23 protein-coding genes are annotated in these 24,572 nt (G+C 34.0%); 17 read left to right on the top strand and 6 right to left on the bottom strand.

Going from position 1 to position 24,572, the window contains the following annotated elements; all coding sequences use genetic code 11:
* Positions 1–512 precede the first annotated feature (512 nt).
* The 14 genes from MMB69_RS16310 to MMB69_RS16245 all read left to right on the top strand — a co-directional run bounded on the left by MMB69_RS16310 (position 513) and on the right by MMB69_RS16245 (position 15,707).
* The gene (locus MMB69_RS16310) at positions 513–3,026 is read left to right on the top strand and encodes a PEP/pyruvate-binding domain-containing protein (protein ID WP_264409066.1); all 2,514 of its coding nucleotides are present in this window, start codon (positions 513–515) and stop codon (positions 3,024–3,026) included.
* A gap of 92 nt (positions 3,027–3,118) precedes the next feature.
* Complete coding sequence (locus MMB69_RS16305) at positions 3,119–3,703, top strand: TetR/AcrR family transcriptional regulator (protein ID WP_277447995.1); 585 nt, start codon at positions 3,119–3,121, stop codon at positions 3,701–3,703.
* A 16-nt stretch (positions 3,704–3,719) separates the two neighbouring features.
* Complete coding sequence (locus MMB69_RS16300; protein WP_264409068.1) at positions 3,720–5,066, top strand: MFS transporter; 1,347 nt, start codon at positions 3,720–3,722, stop codon at positions 5,064–5,066.
* Between the two features lie 307 nt (positions 5,067–5,373).
* Positions 5,374–6,225: a transketolase gene (locus tag MMB69_RS16295; RefSeq protein WP_319641382.1), complete on the top strand. Its 852-nt coding sequence runs from the start codon at positions 5,374–5,376 to the stop codon at positions 6,223–6,225.
* Positions 6,225–7,172 carry a transketolase family protein gene (locus MMB69_RS16290; RefSeq protein WP_277447991.1) on the top strand — a complete coding sequence of 316 codons (948 nt, stop codon included), beginning with the start codon at positions 6,225–6,227 and terminating at the stop codon, positions 7,170–7,172. The genes MMB69_RS16295 and MMB69_RS16290 overlap by 1 nt, the downstream gene beginning before the upstream one ends.
* Before the next feature lie 49 nt (positions 7,173–7,221).
* A complete protein-coding gene (locus MMB69_RS16285) occupies positions 7,222–7,980 on the top strand; it encodes an SDR family NAD(P)-dependent oxidoreductase (protein ID WP_043980703.1) in 759 nt (252 codons plus the stop codon).
* Positions 7,981–8,188: 208 nt separating this feature from the next.
* Positions 8,189–8,899 carry a FadR/GntR family transcriptional regulator gene (locus MMB69_RS16280; protein ID WP_264409071.1) on the top strand — a complete coding sequence of 237 codons (711 nt, stop codon included), beginning with the start codon at positions 8,189–8,191 and terminating at the stop codon, positions 8,897–8,899.
* Between the two features lie 700 nt (positions 8,900–9,599).
* Positions 9,600–10,931: an MFS transporter gene (locus MMB69_RS16275; RefSeq protein WP_221785967.1), complete on the top strand. Its 1,332-nt coding sequence runs from the start codon at positions 9,600–9,602 to the stop codon at positions 10,929–10,931.
* A gap of 107 nt (positions 10,932–11,038) precedes the next feature.
* Positions 11,039–11,995 carry a 6-phosphofructokinase gene (gene pfkA, locus MMB69_RS16270; protein ID WP_221785966.1) on the top strand — a complete coding sequence of 319 codons (957 nt, stop codon included), beginning with the start codon at positions 11,039–11,041 and terminating at the stop codon, positions 11,993–11,995.
* A 114-nt stretch (positions 11,996–12,109) separates the two neighbouring features.
* Entirely contained in the window at positions 12,110–12,244 is a 135-nt protein-coding gene (locus MMB69_RS16265) for a GapA-binding peptide SR1P (protein ID WP_107917869.1), read from the top strand.
* Between the two features lie 74 nt (positions 12,245–12,318).
* Positions 12,319–12,783: a ribose 5-phosphate isomerase B gene (rpiB, locus tag MMB69_RS16260; RefSeq protein ID WP_221785965.1), complete on the top strand. Its 465-nt coding sequence runs from the start codon at positions 12,319–12,321 to the stop codon at positions 12,781–12,783.
* A 283-nt stretch (positions 12,784–13,066) separates the two neighbouring features.
* Positions 13,067–13,504, top strand: coding sequence for an NUDIX hydrolase (locus MMB69_RS16255; RefSeq protein ID WP_153255042.1), 438 nt, complete (start codon positions 13,067–13,069; stop codon positions 13,502–13,504).
* 249 nt (positions 13,505–13,753) lie between these two features.
* On the top strand, positions 13,754–14,137 hold the full coding sequence (locus tag MMB69_RS16250; protein ID WP_221785964.1) for a YkvA family protein: 384 nt from the start codon (positions 13,754–13,756) through the stop codon (positions 14,135–14,137).
* A 100-nt stretch (positions 14,138–14,237) separates the two neighbouring features.
* Entirely contained in the window at positions 14,238–15,707 is a 1,470-nt protein-coding gene (locus tag MMB69_RS16245) for a hypothetical protein (protein ID WP_221785963.1), read from the top strand.
* A gap of 169 nt (positions 15,708–15,876) precedes the next feature.
* On the opposite strand, the gene MMB69_RS16240 is transcribed toward MMB69_RS16245, so the two are convergent.
* On the bottom strand, positions 15,877–16,389 hold the full coding sequence (locus tag MMB69_RS16240; protein WP_221785962.1) for a DUF2062 domain-containing protein: 513 nt from the start codon (positions 16,387–16,389) through the stop codon (positions 15,877–15,879).
* 315 nt (positions 16,390–16,704) lie between these two features.
* On the opposite strand from MMB69_RS16240, the gene MMB69_RS16235 reads away from it, so the two are divergent.
* Positions 16,705–17,616, top strand: coding sequence for a C40 family peptidase (locus MMB69_RS16235; RefSeq protein ID WP_277447988.1), 912 nt, complete (start codon positions 16,705–16,707; stop codon positions 17,614–17,616).
* A gap of 126 nt (positions 17,617–17,742) precedes the next feature.
* On the opposite strand, the gene MMB69_RS16230 is transcribed toward MMB69_RS16235, so the two are convergent.
* Positions 17,743–18,933, bottom strand: a complete 1,191-nt coding sequence (locus MMB69_RS16230; RefSeq protein WP_221785960.1) for an FtsW/RodA/SpoVE family cell cycle protein — start codon at positions 18,931–18,933, stop codon at positions 17,743–17,745.
* 141 nt (positions 18,934–19,074) lie between these two features.
* Positions 19,075–20,244 carry an FtsW/RodA/SpoVE family cell cycle protein gene (locus MMB69_RS16225; RefSeq protein ID WP_221785959.1) on the bottom strand — a complete coding sequence of 390 codons (1,170 nt, stop codon included), beginning with the start codon at positions 20,242–20,244 and terminating at the stop codon, positions 19,075–19,077.
* An 842-nt stretch (positions 20,245–21,086) separates the two neighbouring features.
* Between MMB69_RS16225 and MMB69_RS16220 the strand changes: the two genes are divergently transcribed.
* Positions 21,087–21,683, top strand: coding sequence for a YdcF family protein (locus tag MMB69_RS16220; RefSeq protein WP_221785958.1), 597 nt, complete (start codon positions 21,087–21,089; stop codon positions 21,681–21,683).
* A 112-nt stretch (positions 21,684–21,795) separates the two neighbouring features.
* Here the strand turns inward: MMB69_RS16220 and MMB69_RS16215 are convergent, their stop codons facing one another.
* Together MMB69_RS16215 and MMB69_RS16210 are read right to left on the bottom strand one after the other, a co-directional pair.
* Complete coding sequence (locus MMB69_RS16215; protein WP_221785957.1) at positions 21,796–22,410, bottom strand: DUF998 domain-containing protein; 615 nt, start codon at positions 22,408–22,410, stop codon at positions 21,796–21,798.
* 285 nt (positions 22,411–22,695) lie between these two features.
* Entirely contained in the window at positions 22,696–23,109 is a 414-nt protein-coding gene (locus tag MMB69_RS16210) for a diguanylate cyclase (protein ID WP_221785956.1), read from the bottom strand.
* Between the two features lie 96 nt (positions 23,110–23,205).
* On the opposite strand from MMB69_RS16210, the gene MMB69_RS16205 reads away from it, so the two are divergent.
* The gene (locus MMB69_RS16205) at positions 23,206–23,709 is read left to right on the top strand and encodes a DinB family protein (protein ID WP_221785955.1); all 504 of its coding nucleotides are present in this window, start codon (positions 23,206–23,208) and stop codon (positions 23,707–23,709) included.
* Between the two features lie 98 nt (positions 23,710–23,807).
* On the opposite strand, the gene MMB69_RS16200 is transcribed toward MMB69_RS16205, so the two are convergent.
* On the bottom strand, positions 23,808–24,344 hold the full coding sequence (locus tag MMB69_RS16200) for a GNAT family N-acetyltransferase (protein WP_221785954.1): 537 nt from the start codon (positions 24,342–24,344) through the stop codon (positions 23,808–23,810).
* Positions 24,345–24,572 lie beyond the last annotated feature (228 nt).

Below are 24,572 nucleotides of genomic sequence, written 5' to 3'. Positions count from 1 at the left end.
AATGGTTTACAATACTGAGCTATGCTTAGGTTAAGATTTCCAAAATAGTTTTATATTAAAAATAATTCTATGAGAAAGGAGATTTTTGATTATGACTTCGCATATGACTCGTAAATCTGATAGCGCTCACTTATATATTAGAGGATATAAGATAAAATTGACACTCAGCCAGTGGAAGCTTGTAAGCACTCGGAGATAATGGTTAACCCAACTATTAAAAGAGGAAAACCTCCACCTTAATTTAGGTGGGGTTTTTTGCATTTCTTTTATTAACCTTTTAATCGGTTAACTATTTAGACTTTATAATAAAAAAGACTAATAAAAGTTAAAAAATGGAATAAAAAAGAGGAATATTATTTAAGTGAAATTAAAATAAAGCACAACTAAATATGCATTTTTTTAATGTTTTACCACTTTTTATTGACCATAAAAATTTAAAAGAATTAAAATAAACATAAAGTAAGTGTTTACTTACATTTTAAAACTAGTTTGTAGGAGGATGAATATTTTTAATGTATAGTTTAAGTTTTCAAAAGGTGGACGAGGGGAACGAAAAAGTTGGAGCAAAAGCTTTAAACCTTATAAAAATGAAAAAAGAAAATTTACCCATTCCAGATGGATTTGTTATTCAAACAGAAGCTTTAAAGAGATATATCGAATGGAATGGGATTAATCGTCAAACGGATAATATACACGAGAGAATTTTGCACGGGGAAATTCCTATTGAAATTGAATCGGATCTTATAGAGGCATTTCGAAATCTAAAGTGCTCTTATACGTCGGTAGCTGTTCGTTCATCATCTAGCGCTGAAGATTTAGAAGGTGCATCTTTTGCTGGCCAGTATGAAACCTATCTTAATGTGAAAAGTACAGAGGATTTTTTGAGTAAAGTGAAAGCGTGCTGGGCCTCATTTTTCACTGAAAGAGTCGAACAATATACTCAAAATATGTATGCTAATTTTGATGAAGTTTCAATGGCAGTTGTTGTTCAGGGGTTAATTGAGTCCGAAACATCGGGAGTGATATTCAGTCAAAATCCTGTCACTCATAATACAAAAGAAATGATGATTAATGCCAGCTATGGATTAGGAGAAGCAATTGTATCGGGCTTAGTAACACCTGATGTTTACCTAGTTAATAAACAAACTTTTAAAATAGAGAAAGAAAAAGGGCTAAAGGAAGTAAAGATAATTCCACTTGCTGAAGGCGTTGAAGAAATCGAAACAACGGAAGATGAGCAGCAAAGGTTTTGTTTAACAGACGAGAAAATCATTGAATTGGCCGAAATAACAAAAGAAGTAGAAGCTCTTTACCAGCATCCCGTAGACATAGAGTTTGGGGTTCAAGACAATCAAGTATATCTATTACAGGCAAGAGCTATTACCACATTAACAGAGGCCAAAGAATTAACTCCTTTCCAAAAAGATATATCTTTAAGTTTCGACGATATGGAAGAGTTTTGGATTTTAAATGACACAAGTTTTTCTCATGCTGTTAGTCCTTTGTACGCTTCATTTATTATTCCGGCATTTTCTGAAGGAACAGCTGCTAGTTTTAAAAAACTAAAGTTTATGTTTAATAGACTTAATTTAAAACTTTATAAAGGACATATCTATACAAAAATGGAGCCTTTTAAAGGAGATTCTAATAAAAGATTCCAAGAAAATAAAGAATTGATGGAAAGTATTTATCCAATCCTAACAAAACGAATGAATCAAATGATTACGGAACAATTCTTGCCTTACTATAACAAATTAAATAGTTTTACCCATGAAAATCTAACCCTTCAGAGAGGAAAAGAGATTCTTCAAAGTTTAGCTGATTTTTATAAAGTGGCATATGATCTGCACTTTGATATTGTTATGCCTCAAATGTCTTTAAATACTATAGTTGAAGAGTACTATAAAAACCTTACAAATAAAAAATCCGGACATGATGTTTATGAGCTATTGACGGGGAAAATGAACAAATCGTTGGAAACTGATCAGGAGCTTTCTAGACTTGCTTTAGCAGTGAAAAGAGATAGTGAACTTACTGAAATCTTTCAAGAAGAATGTATAGAAACTTTAGTGAAAAAGTTAGAGGAAAGTGAAGCAGGAAAAAGCTTTATGGCTGAATTAAATACTTTTCTAAAACAGTATGGATATCGAAACGTTGTAAGTCACGATTTTGTAGGAGAAACTTGGCTAGAGAATCCTCTTCACGCATTATCAATTATTCAAGGGTATGTTAATGACAATTACAACTTTGATGAGAATTTCAAACAGACGGTCAAGAAACGTGAACAGAACTATAATGAATTTCTGGAACAGATAGCGGATAGCAAACACAAAGAAGAATTTAAAAAATATTATCAGTGGGCATTAGATGCGTCCGTTATAAGAGATGATCATCATTTTTATATCGATGCAATGTTGGATGCAAAAGCTCGTTTATTCCTACTTAAGCTAGGTAATTTACTAGTTAATCATCATGTTTTTCTAGTGAAAGAAGATATTTTCTTCTTATATCTTGATGAACTAGAGTCTCTTTTAGAAAATCCAGTAGACATGACCCAATTAATTGAGAAACGTAAAGAAGAACATGTAGAACATGAGCAAACGTCTAATTTACCTAGATACTTCGGAGTCCCTGAAGCAGCTCAGCTGAAAGAAGCTGAGAAATATATGGGAGCTATTGAGGAAGACGACGCGAACAGCGAACATTCTATTAAAGGATTAGCCTCTTCTTCAGGAATCTATACCGGAAAAGTAAAAGTTATTTCAAACACAAAGGAATTTTACAAGTTAGAAAAAGGGGACGTTTTAGTATGTAAGACCACTACTCCACTTTGGACTACTTTATTTCAAACTGCGGGGGCTGTTATCACCGACGCTGGAGGTATTCTTTCTCATTCCGCAATAATTGCACGTGAATATGAAATTCCTGCAGTAGTTGGTACGAAAATAAGTACGGATAAGCTAAAAGATGGCGATATGGTTATGGTCGATGGTACGAGTGGAATTGTGACGCTTTTAAATGAATAAATAATTCTCTTCGCTTCCATTTGACAACAGCTCTTTTTCCTTTATATACTGCCTAATGGAAAGTAAATACTTACATTCAGGAAGCATAAAGGATGATCAATATGAAAAAAGATGAAACAAAAAAGAAGATCACAAAAGCTACAATAGAGCTGCTTAAAGAAAAAGGCTATAAAGGTACTACCACTAGAGAAATTTCAGAACAAGCTGGCGTTAATGAATTGACGGTTTTTCGCCACTTTGGCAATAAAGAAGGCATTATTCAAGCTATTGTCAAAACAACAAGCTTTTCGCTTGAAATTTTTGATAAATCAATTGAATGGGAGCTTGAAAAAGATTTGACGAATTTCGGTTACCTGTTACTAAAAGACTTTGATAATAACCGAGACATGATTTCAATTGCTTTAAAAGACCCTTTAATTTTCTCACAAGCGCACGAAGAAATTATAAAAAAAATTAATGATACGAAAGAAATATTAAAAGAATACTTTGAAGAAATGCAAAAGAAAGGATATATCAAAGAATTAGATTGCTGTACACAAGCGGAGATTTTCCTAAGTACGTATTGGGGATATTTTATGTATAAACTAAATTTTGGAGACAAAGCCTTACATGCAGATTATCAAGATATGATAAAAAGCAGTATAAAAACGTTTATAAAAGGAATTTCTCTCCACTAAAAGGAGGCAATAATGTTTGGGCAAACATAAAGAGCTTATCTTGATTATTTCATTACTAATTGGGACATTTCTTGTACCAATAAATTCGACAATGATTGCTGTTGCTCTATCGACCATATCAGCTCATTTTAACGAACCACTTGCAAGTATTTCTTGGGTAGTAACTATTTATTTAATTGTAATGGCCGTTACTCAGCCTATCGCTGGAAAACTAGGAGATCTGTACGGAAACAGAAATATCTATTTATGGGGCGTGGTGTTCTTTCTAATAGCATCTTTAGGCTGTATATTTTCAACTAATCTCATTTCCCTTATTATCTTTCGATCACTGCAGGCAGTAGGAGGAGCTTTACTCACTCCAAACACTATAGCAATCATTAGATATGTTGTACCAAAAGAACGTCTCCCTAAAGTTTTGGGTATATTTGGAATGGGTATGGGTTTGGGTGCTGCAATCGGACCATTATTAGGATCTATACTGCTTGAAAACTTCAACTTGGAAGCTATATTCTGGGTGAACGTTCCTTTTCTTTTCTTAGCTTTGATCAGTGGTATAGTTATGATTCCTAAATTTAATGTTAAAAAGCAAACAAGCACTTTAGATATTCAAGGGTCCATTTATTTAGCAATTAGCATTTCTTTATTGATCTTGTTGACACACGGTATGGAATTTACTAAGGCTTTAATAATGGGAATAATATTTATTCTATCTACAATCTTGTTTATCAAAAGAGAAAATACGGCAGAAAACCCAATTATCGATTTTTCTTTATTTAAAAATTCCACCTTTACAAGCGCTAATTTATCTATTATGCTTAGCAACTTTGTTATGTATGTGATTTTATTAATTATGCCTCTGTTAATGAAGTCTCAATTTCATTTATCTACAGCGCAAACAGGGCTTGTTTTATCAGTTTTTTCGATTTCAATGTCTTTAAGCGGCTGGATAGGAGGATTATTAAACAATAAGTTTAGTTCTAAAAAAGTTATTGGATTTTCTTTTGCTATGATCATTTTCTCCAATATTCTTTTTCTATCCTTAGAGAACGTTGGATCTATTCTTTTTCTTATAGCGGCTTTAATTATTGGAGGTTTTTCTACGGGAGTAGGTTTAACAAGCATGCAGGTTGCCTCGCTTGATTCCGTAAGTAAAGAGCAATCTGGTACAGCCTCTGGCATATACTCGACGTTTCGCTATTTTGGGAGTATTATTTCGTCCACGCTTATCGCTCTTGTTACAAGCTATAACTACATCTTTATTATTTTGGGGATATCAGGGATAGTAGGTTTACTAGTAGCTAGGAGCATTAAGTCTAGTAGCCAAGATGTAATAAGCAGCAATAATTCCAGTGCAAAAGCATAGTTGTTTTTTGATAAAGCTTTTATATACACAAATTACTAATTCATCGATAAAAAATAAGTACTGCTTCTAAAATAGGAGCAGTACTTATTTTTTACTTAAAAATCTTAGAAAAAACAACAGATGAATTCATCTGTTCCCTTCAAAAATGACTTGTTTTAAATAAAAAAATTCTAATAATTCAATCTTGTTATTGACGAACTCGCATTTCAGATGTACACTTAAGTCACAAAGCTACTTAGTATACAAGTTACCTAAGTATACTAAATTATATGTTAATGGATATCATTTAGAAAACAGCAAGTCATAAATTAATGAGGTGACTAAAATGAAAGAAATTAGTATTGAAGAATTAAAAGAAAAAGCTATTCAATTAAGAAAAACAGCACTTACAATGATTTATGGAGCACAGTCTGGCCATCCAGGAGGTTCACTTTCTGCAGCTGATATTATGGCAGCGCTTTATTTCAAAGAAATGAATGTTGATCCGCACAACCCTAACTGGGAAGATCGTGATAGATTTGTACTTTCTAAAGGTCACGTTTGTCCCATTCAATATTCGGCTTTAGCTTTACGAGGATTCGTTCCCTATGAAACGATATACACGTTAAGAGAATACGGTTCTCCGTTTCAAGGACATCCAGATATGAAAAAGTGTAACGGTATTGATATTTCAACAGGCTCACTAGGACAAGGACTTTCGTGTGGCGTAGGTATGGCAATCGCAGGGAAACGAGATTTCAAAGACTATAGAGTTTTTTCTTTAGTAGGAGACGGAGAATGTCAAGAAGGACAAATTTGGGAAGCTGCTCAAACAGCAGTTAAGTACCAATTAGATAATTTAATTGTATTTGTAGATAATAACAGACTTCAAATCGATGGATTTTGTGATGAAATTATGCCACTGCAAGATTTAGAGAAAAAATTTGATGCGTTTGGTTTTGAAACAAAGCGAATTAATGGACACTCCATGGAAGAGATTGTAGAAACATTGGATGAAGTAAGAGTAGCGAAGAATGGAAGACCAAAATGTATCATCTGTGACACGGTAAAAGGTAAAGGAGTTTCATTCATGGAGGATGTGGCTGATTGGCACGGGATTGCTCCAAATGAAGAACAATATCATCAAGCAATGGAAGAAGTAGCAGGAGGGTTAAGATAATGAGCATACTAGAAAAAGATCTTACAGTAAAAAAAGCTACGAGAGAAGCCTTTGGAGATGAAATCGTAAAATTAGGGAAAGAAAATAAAAATATTTATGTCATTGATGTAGATATTGCAAAGTCGTGTAAAACAGTAAACTTTATCAAACAATTACCCGACCAGCATATTAATGTCGGTATTGCAGAGCAAAATGCAGCTGGGTTAGCAGCTGGACTTGCTACGACTGGTAAAATTCCTTTTGTAAGCACTTACGCGGTTTTTGGTTCGTTAAGAATGCTTGAACAAATTAGACAAGAAGTCTGCTACCCTAACTTAAATGTAAAGATTGCTTGTTCACACGGCGGTTTAACGCCAGCTAATGATGGCGGAAGTCATCAAGCTATAGAAGATATGGGTGTATTAAGATCGGTTCCAAATATGACCGTCATTATGGGAGCTGACTATTATTCTACTAGAAAGCTAGTAGAACAAGCTGCTAAAGTGTACGGACCTGTATATCTTCGTTTTACTCGCGATACGGTTCCCATGATTTACGATGAAAATGAAGAGTTTACAATTGGAAAAGTGAAAAAAATTAAAAATGGAAGCGATATCGCCATTATTGCCAACGGCGATACAGTACGACTCGCTTTAGAAGCAACGAAAGAATTAGAGAAACAAGGCATATCTGTGAAATTACTAGACATGCATACGATTAAGCCTTTAGATCGAGAAGCAGTGGTTGACTGCTTAAATATTGGAAAAATCATTACGGTTGAAGATCACAATATTCTAAATGGCCTTGGCAGTGCCGTATGTGAAGTAGTTGCGGAAGAAGGAAAAGGTATAGTTCGAAGAATTGGTGTACAGGATCAATTTGGACAATCTGCGCCTTATGAAAAACTATTAGAGTTAAATGGAATTACTGTAGAAAATATTATCAAAACAGCTAAAGAACTGATTTAAGACTAACTATATTAAATAGATAAAGCTAACAAGATGGGGGAAATATAATATGTTTGATTTAAAAGAGAGAGTAGCAATTATTACTGGTAGCGGTTCCAAAAAAGGGATTGGACGTACAATCGCCCTGACACTTGCAGAGCAAGGAGCGGCTGTTGTTATAGCAGATATTAATTTTGATGGTGTACAGGATACAGTCAACGAAATAAAAGAAGCTGGCGGCAAAGCCTTAGGAATAGAGCTAAATGTAACAAGTAAAGATTCTTGCGATGCGATGGTTAAACAAACACTTGAAGAATTCGGCAGAATTGATATTTTAATTAATAATGCAGGGATTTCTCAAAAGGTTACCGTTCAAGATATGACGCTTGAAGACATTACAAAAGTGTTTAACGTCAATATGTTTGGGTTGTTTCTATGTACGCAAGCAGTATTAGAAACAATGAAAGATCAAAAGTATGGTCGAATTATAAGCCTGTCTTCTGTTTCGGCTAAAAGAGGTGGAGGAGTTTTTGGAGGACCGCACTACTCGGCATCTAAGGCCGCAGTACTAGGTTTTTCAAAGAACTTAGCGCGCGAGGTAGCCTTAGATGGTATTACGGTTAACTGTGTAGCTCCTGGACTCGTTAATACAGAAATTTGGAAGTCTCTTCCTGAAGAAGATGCAAAGTCTGTGATTGATAGTATTCCTATGGGTAGACCGGGTGAAGTAAAAGAAATCGCAGCTACAATTGCCTTTTTAGCTTCAAAAGAAGCTTCTTATATTACAGGAGAAGAAATTGATATAAACGGTGGCTCACATATGGATTGATATTCAAGTTTGTTATACAGGCATGCCATTATGGTATGCCTGTAAAGCTGTTTATTGATAAAATTATTAGTAAAATGAGAAACTGACTACATAAGTAAGGATTTTTTTGCTAGAAGATGCTAGGCTTGTTGCCCCTAAAAATAGAACAGTATATAATAATTATGTCTACTTAATTATGAATAAAATGAGCTAATAATTATAGAGAGAAGTGATTTCCATTAGTTTTAATCCAGTTTCCAATAATAAATTATATATTCAAATTTATAATCAAATTCTTTCTGAAATTCAATCTGGAGCGTTCCAAGTAGGAGATAAACTCCCTGCTGAAAGGGAGCTGTGTGAACAATTTGGTGTAAGTCGAGTGCCTGTTAGACAAGCCCTTAGCGCCCTAGAATTGAACGGTTTTATTTATTCTCGTCAAGGAGAAGGTGTATACGTTAAAGAGTTTCAAACAGAAGCTGAAAATTCTCAATCCACATTTTTGATGGAATCTGCCTCCCCTGAAGACATTGTTGAAGCAAGAATGAACATAGAACCTCTTATTGTACGCTTTGCAGCTTTGAGAGCTACAGAAGAAGACATTAAGGACCTGCGTGCAACAATTGATAAGATGGAGGAAGAAACGAACGCAGGCGTGTATGTACCAGAAACAGATGAAGCCCTACATAATGGTATAGCAAAGGCTTCTCATAATGATTTATTTATTAGTATTATGGCAGCTATTAGCAATGCGATGAAACAGCAGGAAATGTGGAAGTTTATAAGAGATCGAACCGTCACGAGACCTGACTACCGAGAAGTTAATTTTAATGAGCATAAATTACTTATTAATGCAATTGAACAACATAACGAAGAAGAAGCTGTGAGAATTATGAATTTCCACATGCGAAACTTGTATGATCGCTATTGGAAAGCTTAATTCCAACTAATTTTTATAAAGACAATACCCAGTATAGAGTCAAAAGACAGCTAAAGTGTAGCTGTCTTTTTGCTGTTGAAAAGACAGCATAAAATGAGTAAGATACAGTGTTTTCTTTCCAAACAAACTATATATTTCTTTTATTCTTTAAGAAAATTAAGAAAATATTTAATCTAACAATTATATTGACAATTAGTAGGTATGTAAGTACACTGTTTATATAAGGTAACTTAGTATACAAGTAGCGAATCTATAAAACGGAGGTAATGTAAATCTTAAAATTCATTATTCTTTACAGCTCGATATTTTTTGAAGAGATTAGCAGAAAGGTTCAAAAATGTAAGCGTTTTTTATCGTTATCGTGCATTACAAATGTTTTGGATTATTAGGATAGAAATTAGAAAGTAGATTTATAGTGCTTTCATATCGTTAGTAAGGTTCTTGTATATAATATTTTCTAATAGTTCTTGCTTTTTTAAATGATAAATAATACAGGGGGATAATTCGCTTTTTCATTTTTATATTTCCATATGAAAGGGATTACAGAAGCAGGGACTAGATTTACTTAGACTTAGAAATAGATCAATCATCTTTTATGTAAACTTTTAATTCTTTCTGTCAATTAGCCTAGAGCAAACACTCAGGTCAAAGACCGAAGAGTATGAAGGATAGAAGGATGGTAACCCAGGGAGGAATTATTTTGGATCCAATTAACTTAGAACGTTCAACTACTAAAAAAGTAACGTTAAGGCTCATTCCATTTCTATTTTTATGTTTTACCATATCGATACTTGATCGAGTAAATATTGGGTTTGCTGCATTACAAATGAATGAAGATTTAGGTTTTTCTAATGCTGTTTTTGGATTAGGGGCAGGGATTTTCTTCCTTGGCTATTTCCTTTTAGAAGTACCTGGAAGTGCTATGATGACGAAAGTCGGAGCTAGAAGATGGATTAGTAGAATCATGATTACATGGGCAGTAATTGCTATTTTAATGGCTTTTATCCAAACGCCATGGCAGTTTTATACCGCAAGATTTCTTTTAGGAATTGCTGAAGCTAGCTTTTATCCTTGTATGGTCTTTTATCTAAGTGGTTTTTATCAAACAAAACATCATGCAAAAGCAATTGCTGGATTTATGATTGCAATCCCTGGTGCTAATGCAATAGGATCTCCTCTTTCTACTTATTTATTAGGTATTGACTGGTTAAACATGGCTGGATGGCAATGGCTTTTCATTTTGGAAGCGATTCCAGCTTTGATCTTAGGTGTGATATGCTTCTTCTATCTTGACGATAAGCTGGAGGACGTAAAATGGTTGACGAACGAGGAGAAGAAATGGTTAATCGACGTTACAACAAAAGAGAAGTTAGAAAAGCAGGAAGCCAAACACTATACATTTGCTCAGGCCTTAAAAGATCGTGACGTATTAACCTTATCTTTAGGATACTTTTTCTGGATGGTTGGCTACTATGGCATCGTCATGTTTTTACCGACAATTTCAGAAGGTTTATCTAAAACGACTTCTCTTAGTACACATGCGATGGGGTGGATTTTAGGGTTAATGTATGTTTGTGCAATGGCAACTATGATGTTGGTTAGTAACCACTCTGACAAGAAAAATGAAAGACGCTTTCACGTCGTTGCTTGTTTAGTAACAAGTGGCGTGGCATTAATTATCAGTAGCTACGTTGCAAATATGAACATTGTTTTATCATTTGTATTCTTAACGATCAGTCTTTGCGGAGCGTTCGGGGCATATTCTCCGTTTTGGGCAATTCCACCGTCTTTCTTAACGGAAGCTGCTGCTGCAGGTGCTATTGCTCTTATCAATAGTATTGGTAATCTAGGTGGTTTCTTCGGACCGTATATTGTGGGATACATTAAAGATCTAACAGGATCTTTTAATGCTAGTATGACATTTTTAGGTATTAGCATGTTCGTAGCGTCCTTTATCGTAGCCTTTTTATTAAAACAATCAGGAAGAGCTATTAAAAAAAATACAGTCGATCAATTAGAAAAAACTAGTTGATTCTTGTTTGAAAAAAATTTGTACTATTAGAAAGAGGCCGGCAATTAGTCTCTAGAAACTGTCGGCCAACTTTCTTACATGCATAAGAATAACAGGGGTGTATGGCAATGATGAAGCTCGGAGTTTTAACAAGTGGCGGAGACGCTCCAGGAATGAATGCTGCTATTAGAGCAGTAGTAAAAACAGCTGACTATCATAACATAGAGGTAATGGGAATCGAGGGTGGTTACCAAGGTTTAATAGAAGGTAAACTTCATAGATTAACCCCTACAGATGTAGATTACATTGCGGATAAAGGAGGAACATTTTTAAAAACCTCCCGATGCGCAGAATTTATGGAAGAGTCAGGGAGAATGAAGGCCTTAAAGATACTAAAGGATGATGGGATTAATCACTTAGTAGTAATCGGTGGTGAAGGATCTTTTAAAGGCGCTCAAAAATTACATGAGTTAGGTGTAAATGTCATTGCTATTCCCGCAACGATAGATAATGACTTATCTTACACAGATTATTCACTTGGATTTGATACTACATTAAATACGATATTAGAATGCCTCAGTAAAATTAAGGATACAGATTTATCTCATGAAAAGACAACAATTGTGGAAGTAATGGGAAGATATTGCGGCGATTTAGCCCTGTACTCTGCTTTAGCAGGCGCAGGAGAAATTATCTCCACACCTGAGAGGAAATTAAGTTTTGAAGAGATATGTTCCAAACTGAGCGAGAAAATGAAAAGGGGCAAAAAAGATAACCTAATTCTAATTACTGAAAAAATGTACGAGATTCAAGACCTGCAAAAATATGTTGAGGATCGCCTAGATATTAGCGTAAGGACAAGTATATTGGGTTTCATTCAAAGAGGAGGACAGCCGTCCGCATTTGATCGCATATTAGCAAGTAAAATGGGGATTACAGCAGTAGAATTATTACTCAAAGGGGATTCTGGCAGGGCCGTAGGAATTAAAGAAAATGACTTAATCAATGTAGATATTGAAAAAGTTCATTCGAAATTATCTAGTAATGATGACAAATACAGCTTACTGGATACCATTCTAGCTTAAGAATATCTTTTCTATCATACAATGATTGATCAAAATAGAGATAAAACGAATTTGTTTCTAAAGAAATGTATTTGAATACAAACGAATTTTTCTAATAAAAAGGAGGAAATAGACATGAATAAGCAGGTTAATGTAAAACAGGGAACTATCGTTTGTCAAGTATGTGGGAAAGTTATTGAGAATGTAGACAACTCTGAAGGGGTTAAAACATGGTACGGGAAGTGTTCTGAGGATTGTTCTAGGAAATAACGTAGGGGTAAAAAGAGACCCCAAAATCATTAGAATTTTAATTAAGACTATAGCTGAACAAGGAGAGTAATCTTATGAAAGTCATAATTGCTTCAGATCATGGTGGGATAAACATTCGTAAAGAGATTATAAATCTACTAGATGAAATGTCCATAATATATGAAGATCTAGGCTGTGAATGCAGTAGCTCAGTCGATTATCCAGACTATGCGATTCCAGCTGCCCAAAGAGTAGCAAATGGAGAAGCGGATTTTGGAATTTTAATCTGCGGTACGGGAATTGGCATGAGTATTGCCGCTAATAAAGTAAAAGGAATTCGTTGCGCACTCGTTCATGATGTTTTTTCAGCTAAAATGACGCGTGAACACAACGATACGAACATTTTAGCCATGGGGGAACGAGTAATTGGACCAGGTTTAGCCCGCGAAATTGCGGAGACTTGGTTAACAACCCAATTTGTTGGGGGCCGTCATGAAAATCGCATCTGTAAAATTACAGAATACGAAAATGTATCAGAACCTTCTCTTGAAAGAAAATAAAGACAAAAAAGGCAAGAATCAATTTGGTTCTTGCCTTTTCCTATTATTTCACTTACTGATATGATGATTATAGATCCTATCAGAATAGCAAAACTAACCACTCCAATTCCCATACCAGTTAACCTTCCGTAAAAGCAGCTTATTATGACAACACTGAGACTGATTATTTACAATTAAAATAGATGTAATAAAATATCCCTGATTTATTATTGGGAGTTAAAGAAGTTTGTTTGCTGATAAAGACATCTGTACGGTTAGTATCTATATATAGGAGGAAGCAAATATGCAGGGTAAAACGATGATAACAAAAGTTATGGCTTACATAACTAGGTTTAATGGTCATCATACAGAGTTACTAGTTTACAAACACAAAGATTATCCAGAAGCAGGAGTTCAAGTTCCAGCAGGTACTGTAGAAGAGGGAGAAACAATTGAAGAAGCTTTATATAGGGAGGTCAAAGAAGAATCTGGATTAATGGAGTTTTTATCGGTAACAAAATTAAAAACATATGTTTATCGTCATGAAGGTAAGAGCCAGTATCATGAACGACATGTTTTTCATTTAGAAGTTAAAGAAAAACATGCAGAACGGTGGGAATATAAGGTTAATTCTAAAGGGGAAGATGCAGGATTAATCTTTTCATACTATTGGGTTCCTATTCAAGCTATTCCCAAACTAGCTGTAAATCAAGATGATTGCATTAATCAGTTATTTTTATAGTTCTAGATTTATTAATAAGGGGAATATGTAGGTATCAAAGAGAATAAAAGTAATTTTTCTATTACATCAAACCGTCTAGATGTACAGCAACGTTTTTATTCATTTTCAATAAATTATTGATGTTGAAAATGGTGTTGCTAAGTCAAATGATCACCAAAATAAATGCAATGTTTTATTAAGTTGCAAAATGAAAATATCTATCTCCTGATATACTTATCTAAAACCCCTACTAAAAGGAGAATAGGAAACATGCTTAATCAATTAAAGCTGTGGGCTAAAAAGTTAAAAAAGCAGCTATTTATCTTATACTTAGCTCATAAAGATGAACGAGTATCTTGGTATATCAAATTATTTACTGCTTGTGTTGTTGCATATGCCTTCAGTCCAATCGATTTAATTCCTGATTTTATACCGGTTTTAGGCTATATTGACGATATAATCATTGTTCCTTTAGGAATTATGCTTGCTTTGAAGATGCTACCTATAAATGTTATAGAGGACTGCACATTAAAAGCAGAAGAGCTCATTCAAAATGAACGACCTAAAAATTGGGTTGTGGGTTCAATTATTATCGTAGTATGGCTACTTATTTTTATGTGGAGCTGTTTTACTGTTTTTAAATTATTAAATTGAATAAACTCTTATCAAGAAAAAATATAGTAGGTTTACTATCGATCGTTATGATACAAAATGGTAAATGATATATATAATTGAAAGGAGTACATTAGAACAAATGCAGCAAATTGATATCCAAGAAAAAAAGATAGACAGAGCTCTCTTTCAATTTGTTTTTCCTTTTTCCTTAAAGCAAGGAACTGAATCTAGTATCTCCCTTTTTTTAAATAAGAGCGGATTTAAGCTTTTTCAGTTAAATCAACTAGAAGACGAATGTGCATATTACGGCGATTTTAAAGTCTCTCATCGTGATATGGAGGCGTATTATTTGTCTTTCACTAATAAGATACTCTTTCCACACTCAGAAAAAGAAAAAGGTCTTCATAGATATTCAAAACCTTTAAATATAAGAGGTAAGTTAATTACGGATAAAGAGTGCATTCCTTTTCAAATACACTCTGTTGATTTAACGACATGTCCTTATGAACTTGGATTTTTAACTATTCGAACTGAGTTGAAACCCTCTACGTCTATGTCATTGTCTCATTCTTTAGAATTCGCAGATCGCTTTCGCGTATTAGAACCACGAACACGAAAAGACAGCAGTACAAAAATTGAATGCGTTGGAAAGATATACAAGGGAGCAGGGGAATTTATATTTAACAATCTCTTTGAGGGGCTCTCCCGCTTTTTTGAAGGTGATTCAAAGGAAAATTCTTATTTTGAAACCTTTTCTTTTTTTGAAGATGAAAGAATGTATGTACAATCTTTAGTGGCACTAGAGAAAAGTGAAAAAATTGATTTAGTTGATGTTTATCGGATGGGAAGCCTCTGCGGCTTAACTGTAGAGGGGGAGCCATATGTTCATGCTAATAACCTTCCTTACATTCAAGATTATTTACAAAAACACGCTTATCAGCGCTGGGCTCCTAGCACTTATTTTCTGATAGAAGAACATATTTTTACTTGTATAACGTTTCAAGATGAACGTACAACTCCTGATTTAGCTAATCAGTTTTATGGAGAATTTTACTACGGGCTTGTATTAAATCTTTTTCACAAGATCGTTTTATTAAAATTAGCTAATACCTATACAGAGCTAAATATTGAAAAAGACGTAAAAGAAATGGAAAAATTAATTTATTCCATTAATTCGTTTACCGCCAATTATTTTTCCCTTGAAATAGTATCTCAGTCCCGGAGCCGTGATATTTTCTATCTTCTTAGGAAAAATTTCAATATTGAGTTGTTATATAAGGAAGCTAAACAATCTCTAGAGAGTTTATTTAGATACCAGGAAAACGTTAATACGAAAAAAGACAGCCTGTTATTGCTGATTTTGACTCTTTATTCCGTGGTAGGTCAAATGCTTGGAATGGGGCTTGTAGTAAATGATTTTATCGGAAGAATCAAATGGAGAAATATACTTGCATACAATCCTGTAGAATATTTTGCATTAATCCTAGGAGCTAGCGGTGTCATAATCTCTCTGATACTAGGTATACAAAGTTTGTACCGATGGATAATTGATCAAAGAAATCGAAAAAAATGGGTGAAACAGACTGTATTATCTTCAACAAAGGAATGAGAGCATTCCTTTATTTCCTCCATATTTATCTTAAAACAGAAACAAAGATCGTACCTTAGCCCATAATTGATAACCATGGGTATCAATTATGGGCTAATTTATCTCTATGCCTTTTCAAAAAATGTTCAGCTATATCGTTTTACAATTAAAAATAAATGTTGAAATTGAGCTAATAATCCGTTTTTTTAGTGTGTTTTTTTACTGTCCATTTCTTATAGATGTAGTGTAAGAGGAAGCCTCTGTACTGATTTATAATATAGTAACTAACAATATAGAGTATACTTCCAAACAAAAAGCTATTAAGAAACATTCCCGTTAAAAAATTCTTTCCTACTTTCGCTCCTAGTTCTAGTCGATTATCCAAATTTTTATCTGCACTTTGAAATAAAGTTTGATCAAGGTCGATTGGAAATATATATCCTCCGACTACTGTATTCAAGTAAAACATCAACGGAAAGGCCCACATGAAAAACATTCCACCAACTAGCCCTGCTATGCTGTTTCCTTTACATAATTTAGCTAAGCCTACGGATATTATAAGGCCCAATCCAAAGGTAGGAACAAAGTTCACAACAGAACCTAGACTAAAACCTAGCGCAACTTTATGTGAATGATCTTTTAATCTTAATAGTTTAATAAGTAAGTATTTAAACCGGCGCTTCAAAAACACTAATTTGCTCACATTATTCCTCCTATCTCTTTGCGCTGGCATCCTATCTTTCCTTTTGGTGACGACCATTACAGAAAGGTGTTTTATTGTATTCAAGATTTAGCGTCACATAAGTAAAAAGAAAAATGAGGTTCAAGAACAACAGATTTAACCATTATAAGTATATTTATACTTTATATGACAAAATAAATAGTTACCTCCTAATAAATCAAGTAATTTTTGAAAATGTCATAAAAAATTCATAAATAGGTTGTTTCTTTTCTCTTTCTCCCTGCTAAAATTTTATAGTCAATAACAAGAAAAATATAACATCGGGGGATATACTTAGTGAAAAAGATAATTTCTTCATTAGCTCTATGCTCGTCATTAATTGTGTTACCAACAATAAGCCATGCAGCTTTAGGGGACAAGCTATTAAAAGAAGGTATGACAGATCCAGACGTAAAAGAATTACAGGATGTTTTAAAACAGAAGGGCATATTTTCAGCTACTTCGACAGGCTATTTTGGTTCAATTACAAAAGATTCAGTTCTAAGCTTTCAGCGTTCTCATAGTTTAACCGCTGATGGAATGGTGGGACCTAATACATATCAAGCGTTAATAGCTAATTCAACAAGTGCGGTTACAAACGGTACACTTTTAAAATATGGAATGACTAGCAATGAAGTTGAAAAAGTACAGCAATTGTTAAAGGAAAAAGGTTACTTTAATGCCACACCAACAGGCTATTTTGGCACAATTACTCAAACTGCCGTTATGAATTTTCAACGGGATCATGGCTTAGCTGTGGATGGAATAGTAGGTCCAGCTACTTTAAATGCCTTAAATAACGCATCTACTAGCACCACTGGTTCTTCAACTGTTAACAGTTCAACGCAAGCGACAGCTAGTGATATTGTTGCTTATTCTAAAAAATTTATAGGGGTGCCATATGTTTGGGGCGGAACTTCTCCAAATGGTTTCGATTGCAGCGGTTTCATTTATTATGTATTTAAAAATGGAGGTGGAGTAACGGTACCGCGAACAGTAGCTACCTTGTATCAGTCAGGAAAAAGTACATCTACTCCAAATGTAGGAGATATTGTGTTCTTTGATACTACTGGAGGTCCTTCACATGCTGGAATTTATATTGGAAACGGACAGTTTATTCATGCTGGAAGTTCAACTGGTGTAACTATTGCATCGTTAAGCAATTCTTACTGGGCACCTCGTTATTTAGGAAGTAAATCTATCCTCTAATAGATTACTAGTAAAGAACACAGCAATTCTAAGCAGCTGCTTGATTATTATTTATGTAAATAAAGTAAAAAGTCCTGATATATAGTCAGGACTTTTTATTATAGCCACCAGTTAGCCATTCAAACGTTAAACATTCCTTATATAAGCTTGTTCCATTGACTGGCTTTGATAGGTTTGAGTGTATGTGGTAAACATCGAAACATTGGTAAGTATTCCTGCAGCAAGCATTAACAATGTAAGGGAAGAACCTCCAAAGCTTATAAAAGGAAGAGTGACACCGGTAATAGGAAGAAGACCCGTGACAGCTCCAAGGTTTACAAATACTTGAACAGCCATCATAACGGAAATACCGATAGCTAACAGTGCTCCAAAAGGATCACGACACTTAATAGCTGTTTTTAATCCTTTAAAAATAATAAAAAACAGTAGCCCTAATACAAGAAGTACACCCCAAAATCCCAGCTCTTCTGCAATAATGGCCATAATAAAATCCGTATGTGATTCAGGCAAGTAGCCCGTTTTTTGAATGCCTTGGCCCAGCCCCATACCCAATATTCCTCCGTTTCCTATAGCTACATAAGAATTAACAAGCTGATATCCATCACCTTGTTGATTTTCAAAAGGATGTAAGAATCCGGTAAAACGAGCCAAACGCCCCGGAGAAAACAAAAGATCCATGTTTCCGGTTACTAATAACACGGCTAACATAATGAGTGTGCCAATGACGCCTAATACACTAATTTTTAAAATAGCTTTTTTTGAAATGCCTGAACATAACACAATAGCTGCAACTGTTCCTAAAATAAGTAAGGCTCCGCCATAATCAGGCTGCAAAATAATTAAAAAACAAATAAAAAGCACAACCAGCATAGGTGGAAGAATCGACCTTTTTAAATCATTGATATACTCTTGTTTGTTTGCAAAAACAGCGGCTAAATAGATAATGAGCGTTAATTTTGTTATTTCTAACGGCTGGATAGCAATAGGCCCAATTTTAAACCAACTTTGTGCATTACCTGCTGTGTGTCCAAAAGCTAAAACTAAAATAAGGAGTGCAACAGCGACACCTAATAAAACTTTTAATACTGCTTTTTCCTGATAAATTTTATAAGGAACAATAGCCGCTAATGTGAAAATGATAAAGCCTGCTATAAGAGCAAGCTTTTGTTTTTTATAAAAATAATCTCCAGATACACCATAACGGCTAATTGCTGTTACCATGCTGGCACTATAAACCATAATTAAACCGATCAGGCTTAGAACAACTAACGCACCAATAAATTTGTAATCGTAACACTTTAGAATTTTTTTGAGCATAAAAACTCCTCCTAAAAAAACCATCTAATAACGGCTATATACAAGAGAGAAAATAAAAAAATACACATATATTTCAATACTTTCATACGAATCTTTAGGTCTGAATTTATCTCTTTAGCTATTTTTTTACAAGTCATTGTATTACCTCACATCCTGATCAAACATATAAGCCTTTGATCGAAAGCTTATATTTAATACTAGTCCCATCAAAAACATCGTACTCATTAACGCACTTCCCCCGTAGCTTATAAACGGCAGTGGTATTCCCGTTATCGGAAGAAGTCCTATACACATGCCCACATTTTCTAAAACATGAAAGAAAACAATTGAAATAACGCCGGTACAAATGTATGTAGAGAATGGATCTTTCGTATGAAATGCGACGGTAATAATTTGGTAAATCAGCACCATAAATAAGAAAAGAATAAGGCTAGTTCCTAAGAAGCCGTAACTTTCTCCAATTGCACTAAAAATAAAGTCTGAATGTTTTTCGGGAACATATACTGAAAATTTTGATGTATCTCTTCCTGAAATGGATCCGGCACCTATTGCTTTTAACACTTGCATATAGTTGTAAGACAAGCTGCCTGCATAAGATTCTGGATCAAACCACGCATAGATACGATCAAACTGATAGGATTGAACGTGCAAATATTTTTCCAATATTTTTGGGTGGTTCAAAACCATATATAAAATACCTGAAGCGATTCCTATAATTGAAGTAAAGGTAGGAAGAATGAGCTTAAAACTTACTCCTGAAACGAATATCATGACAAAGAATAAAAAGATCATTACAAGTGCCGTTCCTAAATCGGGCTGCTGCATAATAAGAAGAATAGGGACCGCTAACGTAGCTCCTAGCTTTCCAACGAGTAAAACGTCGCTTCTTATATCTCTTACGCGAAATTTTTCGTTATGATTTCGTATCACTTTACTAAATGCTAAGATTAAAGAGATTTTTGTGAACTCTGACGGCTGTATCGATCCAATACCAGGAAGGACGAACCAGCTTTTTGCACCATTTTTGACAGGAGCAATACTTTGGGGAGAAACGATGAGTAAAATAAGGATAAAAATATTTAGCCCATAAAAGAACCATGTGAATTGGTCCCACTGATCTTCATCAGGCCTCATGGTGATGAAGATAATCCCAATACCTACTGCGTACCATTCAACTTGTTTAATTACGAAGTTTGTAGAATACTGTCCTGTTTTTTGCGCGCTATAAATAGCTATACAGCTAATAATAAAAAACAGCAGCAGTGTAAAAGCAAGACCATAATTAAAGCTTTCTGACTTCTTGCGTTCCATGTTTAAAACACCTTTTCTTTATTAAATTTCTATTCCAATCACTGAATATAAGATTCTCTAATGCATGTTAGAAAAATATCAATAAAATAGATTTCTTCTCACAATCTATCACAAACCTCCAATCTGTTTTAACTGTGATGTTTTATATAAAAGGTCTACCATACGATAGCCTGTATAATCAAAACGTTTATTAGCCCTAATTTAGTAAACAAGACATTTTTTTGACTTCAGCTTATTTTTTTTATTTAATACTATAAATTTGCCTGAAGGAAACTTTTTGAGCATATGAAACCCTTTAAAAATAAAATTTTGACTTAGAACAGACTGAAGTGCCTATATGCGCTAGCAAATTATATAGATGAATCCTAATTTATTTTTCCTTAGGGAAACAGTTTAATATTAAGGAAAAAATATTTGTCTAATAAAAAACTTAGAATCTTACTAAAGATTAAAGTGCACTGGCTGAATCAATATAGAAAGCTATGATGCAGTTAATTCTCTTTTAACCTAAAAAGCTGACCATAATGGTCAGCTTTTTAGGTTAATAAATAAATTATTTTGTTTGCTTCTTGTGTCATCGTGATTTTATCATAGAAAAATGAAAAATAAGTGAAAAAATAAATATTAATACAAATGAGTAAAAATATTAAGTTTATAGAAATTTAAGTTGATTTATGAAAATATTTAGAAAGAATGTTTGTTAAAGTTTTACTTTCTAACTTTTATATAAAAGCTGTGATTACTTGCAGCGGGCAAAATTTTTTTGAAGATTACCTTTTTATTTTTGTGAATATTGAGCTTTATGATACGATATGAAGTGAACTTTTTAAATGAGGGTCTATATGCAAAAAATTAAAGGTAAAAGGATAAAAATTAGTATATTTATGCTGGGATTAGGGCTTATTATTTTTCTGTTTGCCGGGAAAGAGCTTGTGGTAAACGAAAAGCCGGTAAAATCTGACGTGATTATTGTGTTAAGTGGTGATAATGATCGACTGGAGAAAGGAATTGAATTATATAAAAAAGGCTATGCGGCTCATTTAATCCTTTCGAATGGTCAAGAGAATAATTTTTATCATCAAGCCAAGGAATCGGGGATACCTGAGGATTCAATTATATTAGAAAATCACGCTACAAGTACTACGGAAAACGCTAAATTCACAAAAAGGCTAATGATGAACTATCATTTTCAATCCGCTATCGTTGTTTCTTCCAACTATCATATGAAAAGGGTAGAAAAGAATTTTAATAAAGAATTTAAGGATACCCAAATACAATTAACCTATTGTTCTAGTGGAAGTCGCTATTATAATCCACAGAGATGGTGGAAAACTGCTTTAAATAGAAAAGTTACCTACACAGAATACGTCAAGCTTATTGGCAATTATTTTGGTTTTAGCGGAAAGAAATCTAAAGAATTATTAAGAGAATTCATCTAACAAAATCGTATAAAAAGTCCATAGGGGATGCCTCTATGGACTTTTTGCTATTTAAAATTACGAGTAGTTGAATGTAATCTTGTAAGCTCATATGAAACGGAATGATAATGGATTACTTGTTTAACATAAAGGAAAGCACCGTGCCCCATATAAAGATGACTAAATAGAATAATCTTTGCAGCAGACCGGTAGGCATAGGAACAAAAAATACAAGCATAATGAGTATGAGGATGACTAGTAAGGAGACTAAACAGCCATAAGTCCAACACTTGGCGCTGGTTAAGGAGGATGCATATATCCAAAGACCAGCTAAAACAGTGATCATGCCAAGTTGAGCGAATATTGAATGCCAAAATAAATTTATATCAGCCGGTATAAAGCCTGAAACAATGTTACCTAAAGCTAATATAAGAATAAAAGCTGTTGCCAGCTGGATTATTTTTGTTTTCTTTAGTTTTTGTGAAATGTACAGAACACCAATCGAAAGTGTTAATCCGTTTATAATAAACAATACGTTCATCCAGAAATGGTGAGGAGAGCAAATTTCATGAGGTGCAATTGAATAGGTGTAGGTTCCACAAGAAGTTACGCCAAGATCACTCATTGCGTGATTTAAAAAACTGTAGGGAGCAGTTGAAGTCAAAATAAAGAAAGGTTCAACTAAAAAATACAAGCAAGTAGCAAACCAGCTTAAAATGCCAACCTTTTTTGATATATACAGAATCATCACCTCTTAAAAAGTGTTATATACGAATTATATATCCAAATAATGTTAAATGAAATGGTCTTGAAGCTTATTTTTATGTAGGGCTTGAGGTTGATGTGAGGAAGGAGGACAAAGTGTTTAACTTGGAGGTGTTTAAGAAAGGACCTCTTTATTAATGCTTTGTAGCAGTAGAGAGGTCCAAAAGCAACTCAATTAGAAATAAATAACGGCTGATTATACGGCCTAACTTGCGTGGAGTTTAATGTATCCAAAACGCGGTGACATTCAAGATGTTTTCTCTAGGATTTAATAATCTGCCTTTTTTTGAATATCTACATCATATTCATGTGCAAATCTTTCTAATTCCTTAAAAACATTTGGTGGATTAAATAATGCTATTCGCATATTCCACCCGTTTTCTACTTTTACTACTGCCAATTTTGTTTTCCAATTTAACCGTTTAAATACAATTCTTTTAATGTCCATTGGTTTAACTGTTTTTGCATATACTTTAAACCATAATATATATGTTCTATAGGTTAAAGTATCTTTGTCTATTTGAAATTCATATCTGAGGAACAGGGAAAGAAACGAACAAAGGATAGCCAAAAGAAGTAAAAAGGCAAGTGCTTTATATTGAACTGCTTGAATGCATAATAAAGCATTTAAAGGTAATAGAGTAAAAATAATAGTTTTTTGAGCGGTAGCTTTAAATAACATAGAATCTCCTTTCTTTAGTAAATAAGCCAACTGGTTTTTTCTATGATATTATTTAAGTGTTAATTTAGATTAGATTTATATTAGGAGGTCTTTTACATGTATAATACCATTTCAGATTTTATCAAAGAATGGAACAACGAAGCCATGCTAACTCAAAAAGTTTTGGATAGCTTAACAGATGATTCGTTGAAACAACAAGTTTACCCTGAAGGACGTACGTTAGGAAGAATTGCTTGGCATTTTACAACAAATATTCCAGATTATCTAACTGAGTTTGGGTTAAACATGGAGAGAATTGAAAGTACAGCAAGCGTTCCATCTTCAGCACAGGAAATCGCTATAACCTTTAAAAATGTAAGTTCTCACGCTGCTAAAATCATTGAACAGCAATGGACAGATGAATCTTTAGAACATACGCAAGAAGCATTCGGAAGAACCCAATCAAATGCCACAATCTTAATGGGACTAATCAAGCATATTGTTCATCACCGAGGTCAAATCACAGTCCTTATGCGTCAAGCAGGCCTAAAACCCCCTGGAGTTTATGGACCTCCAAAAGAAGATTGGGTTCATTTAGGTGTGGAAAACCCACCGCTTTAATAATATCAGGTAAATAAAAAAAGAGGCTGCCTATAGAAAATACTATAAAATTATTTTCCAGGCAGCCTTTACGTAAAATCTAATTAATCAGTTAGTGCTTACTCTGAAAAAGCTTTTGAGTAATGTACAACACCTTGCACATTGTTTAGAGATCCTTCTGTTAACTCTATGGCCATAAAAAATTCTTCAGGCACGTCAAATGGAGCACATATCTTCCATGAGCTAGCTGGTTTAAATCCAAACTTAGGATAGTAATCTTTGTGCCCTAAAACAATTACTGAATGATAACCAAGCTCTTTTGCGCGTCTTAACGCAGCGTGTATTAGTTGGCTACCAGCTCCTTGTTTTTGATACTGAGGCGCAACTGAAACTGGAGCAAGTGCTAAAGAAACGGTAGCGTTATCACCATTTATAATTGTTATTTTAGATAGAAGAATATGGCCTATAATATCTGCTGCATTCTGATTTAATGCGACTAGTGAAAGTTCAGGAATAAATTCATCTGACTTCCTAATTCGTTTCACAAGTAAATGTTCTTTCTTATCGCTGTATTCTTCATTTAAAAAGGCGCTTTTCACAACTTTTTCAGTTTTATTATATTCTTCAGTGAGTTCTTGTTTAATTAAGATATCCATTTAGAGTCTCCTATCAACTTGCTAAATTACCGCTTTTTATACTCCATAAATGGGGCTTCCTTTATGCACACATTCATTAAGGAAGCTTACTCACCCAGCTCTAAGCATAAGTTTAACAAACAAAAACCTCCAAAATTAGTATGTATATATTTTACAGTGTTGTATTTTGTGAGTCCACCTTTAATACATAATATTTGTTTGTTGATTATGGTAAAATGTACTACATAT

Source organism: Priestia sp. P5, from assembly GCF_029522155.1.
In the GTDB taxonomy this organism is placed as follows: Bacteria; Bacillota; Bacilli; order Bacillales; family Bacillaceae_H; genus Priestia; species Priestia megaterium_E.
Note: the sequence above shows the minus strand (reverse complement) of the source record. Positions and strands in the feature narration are given on the sequence as shown.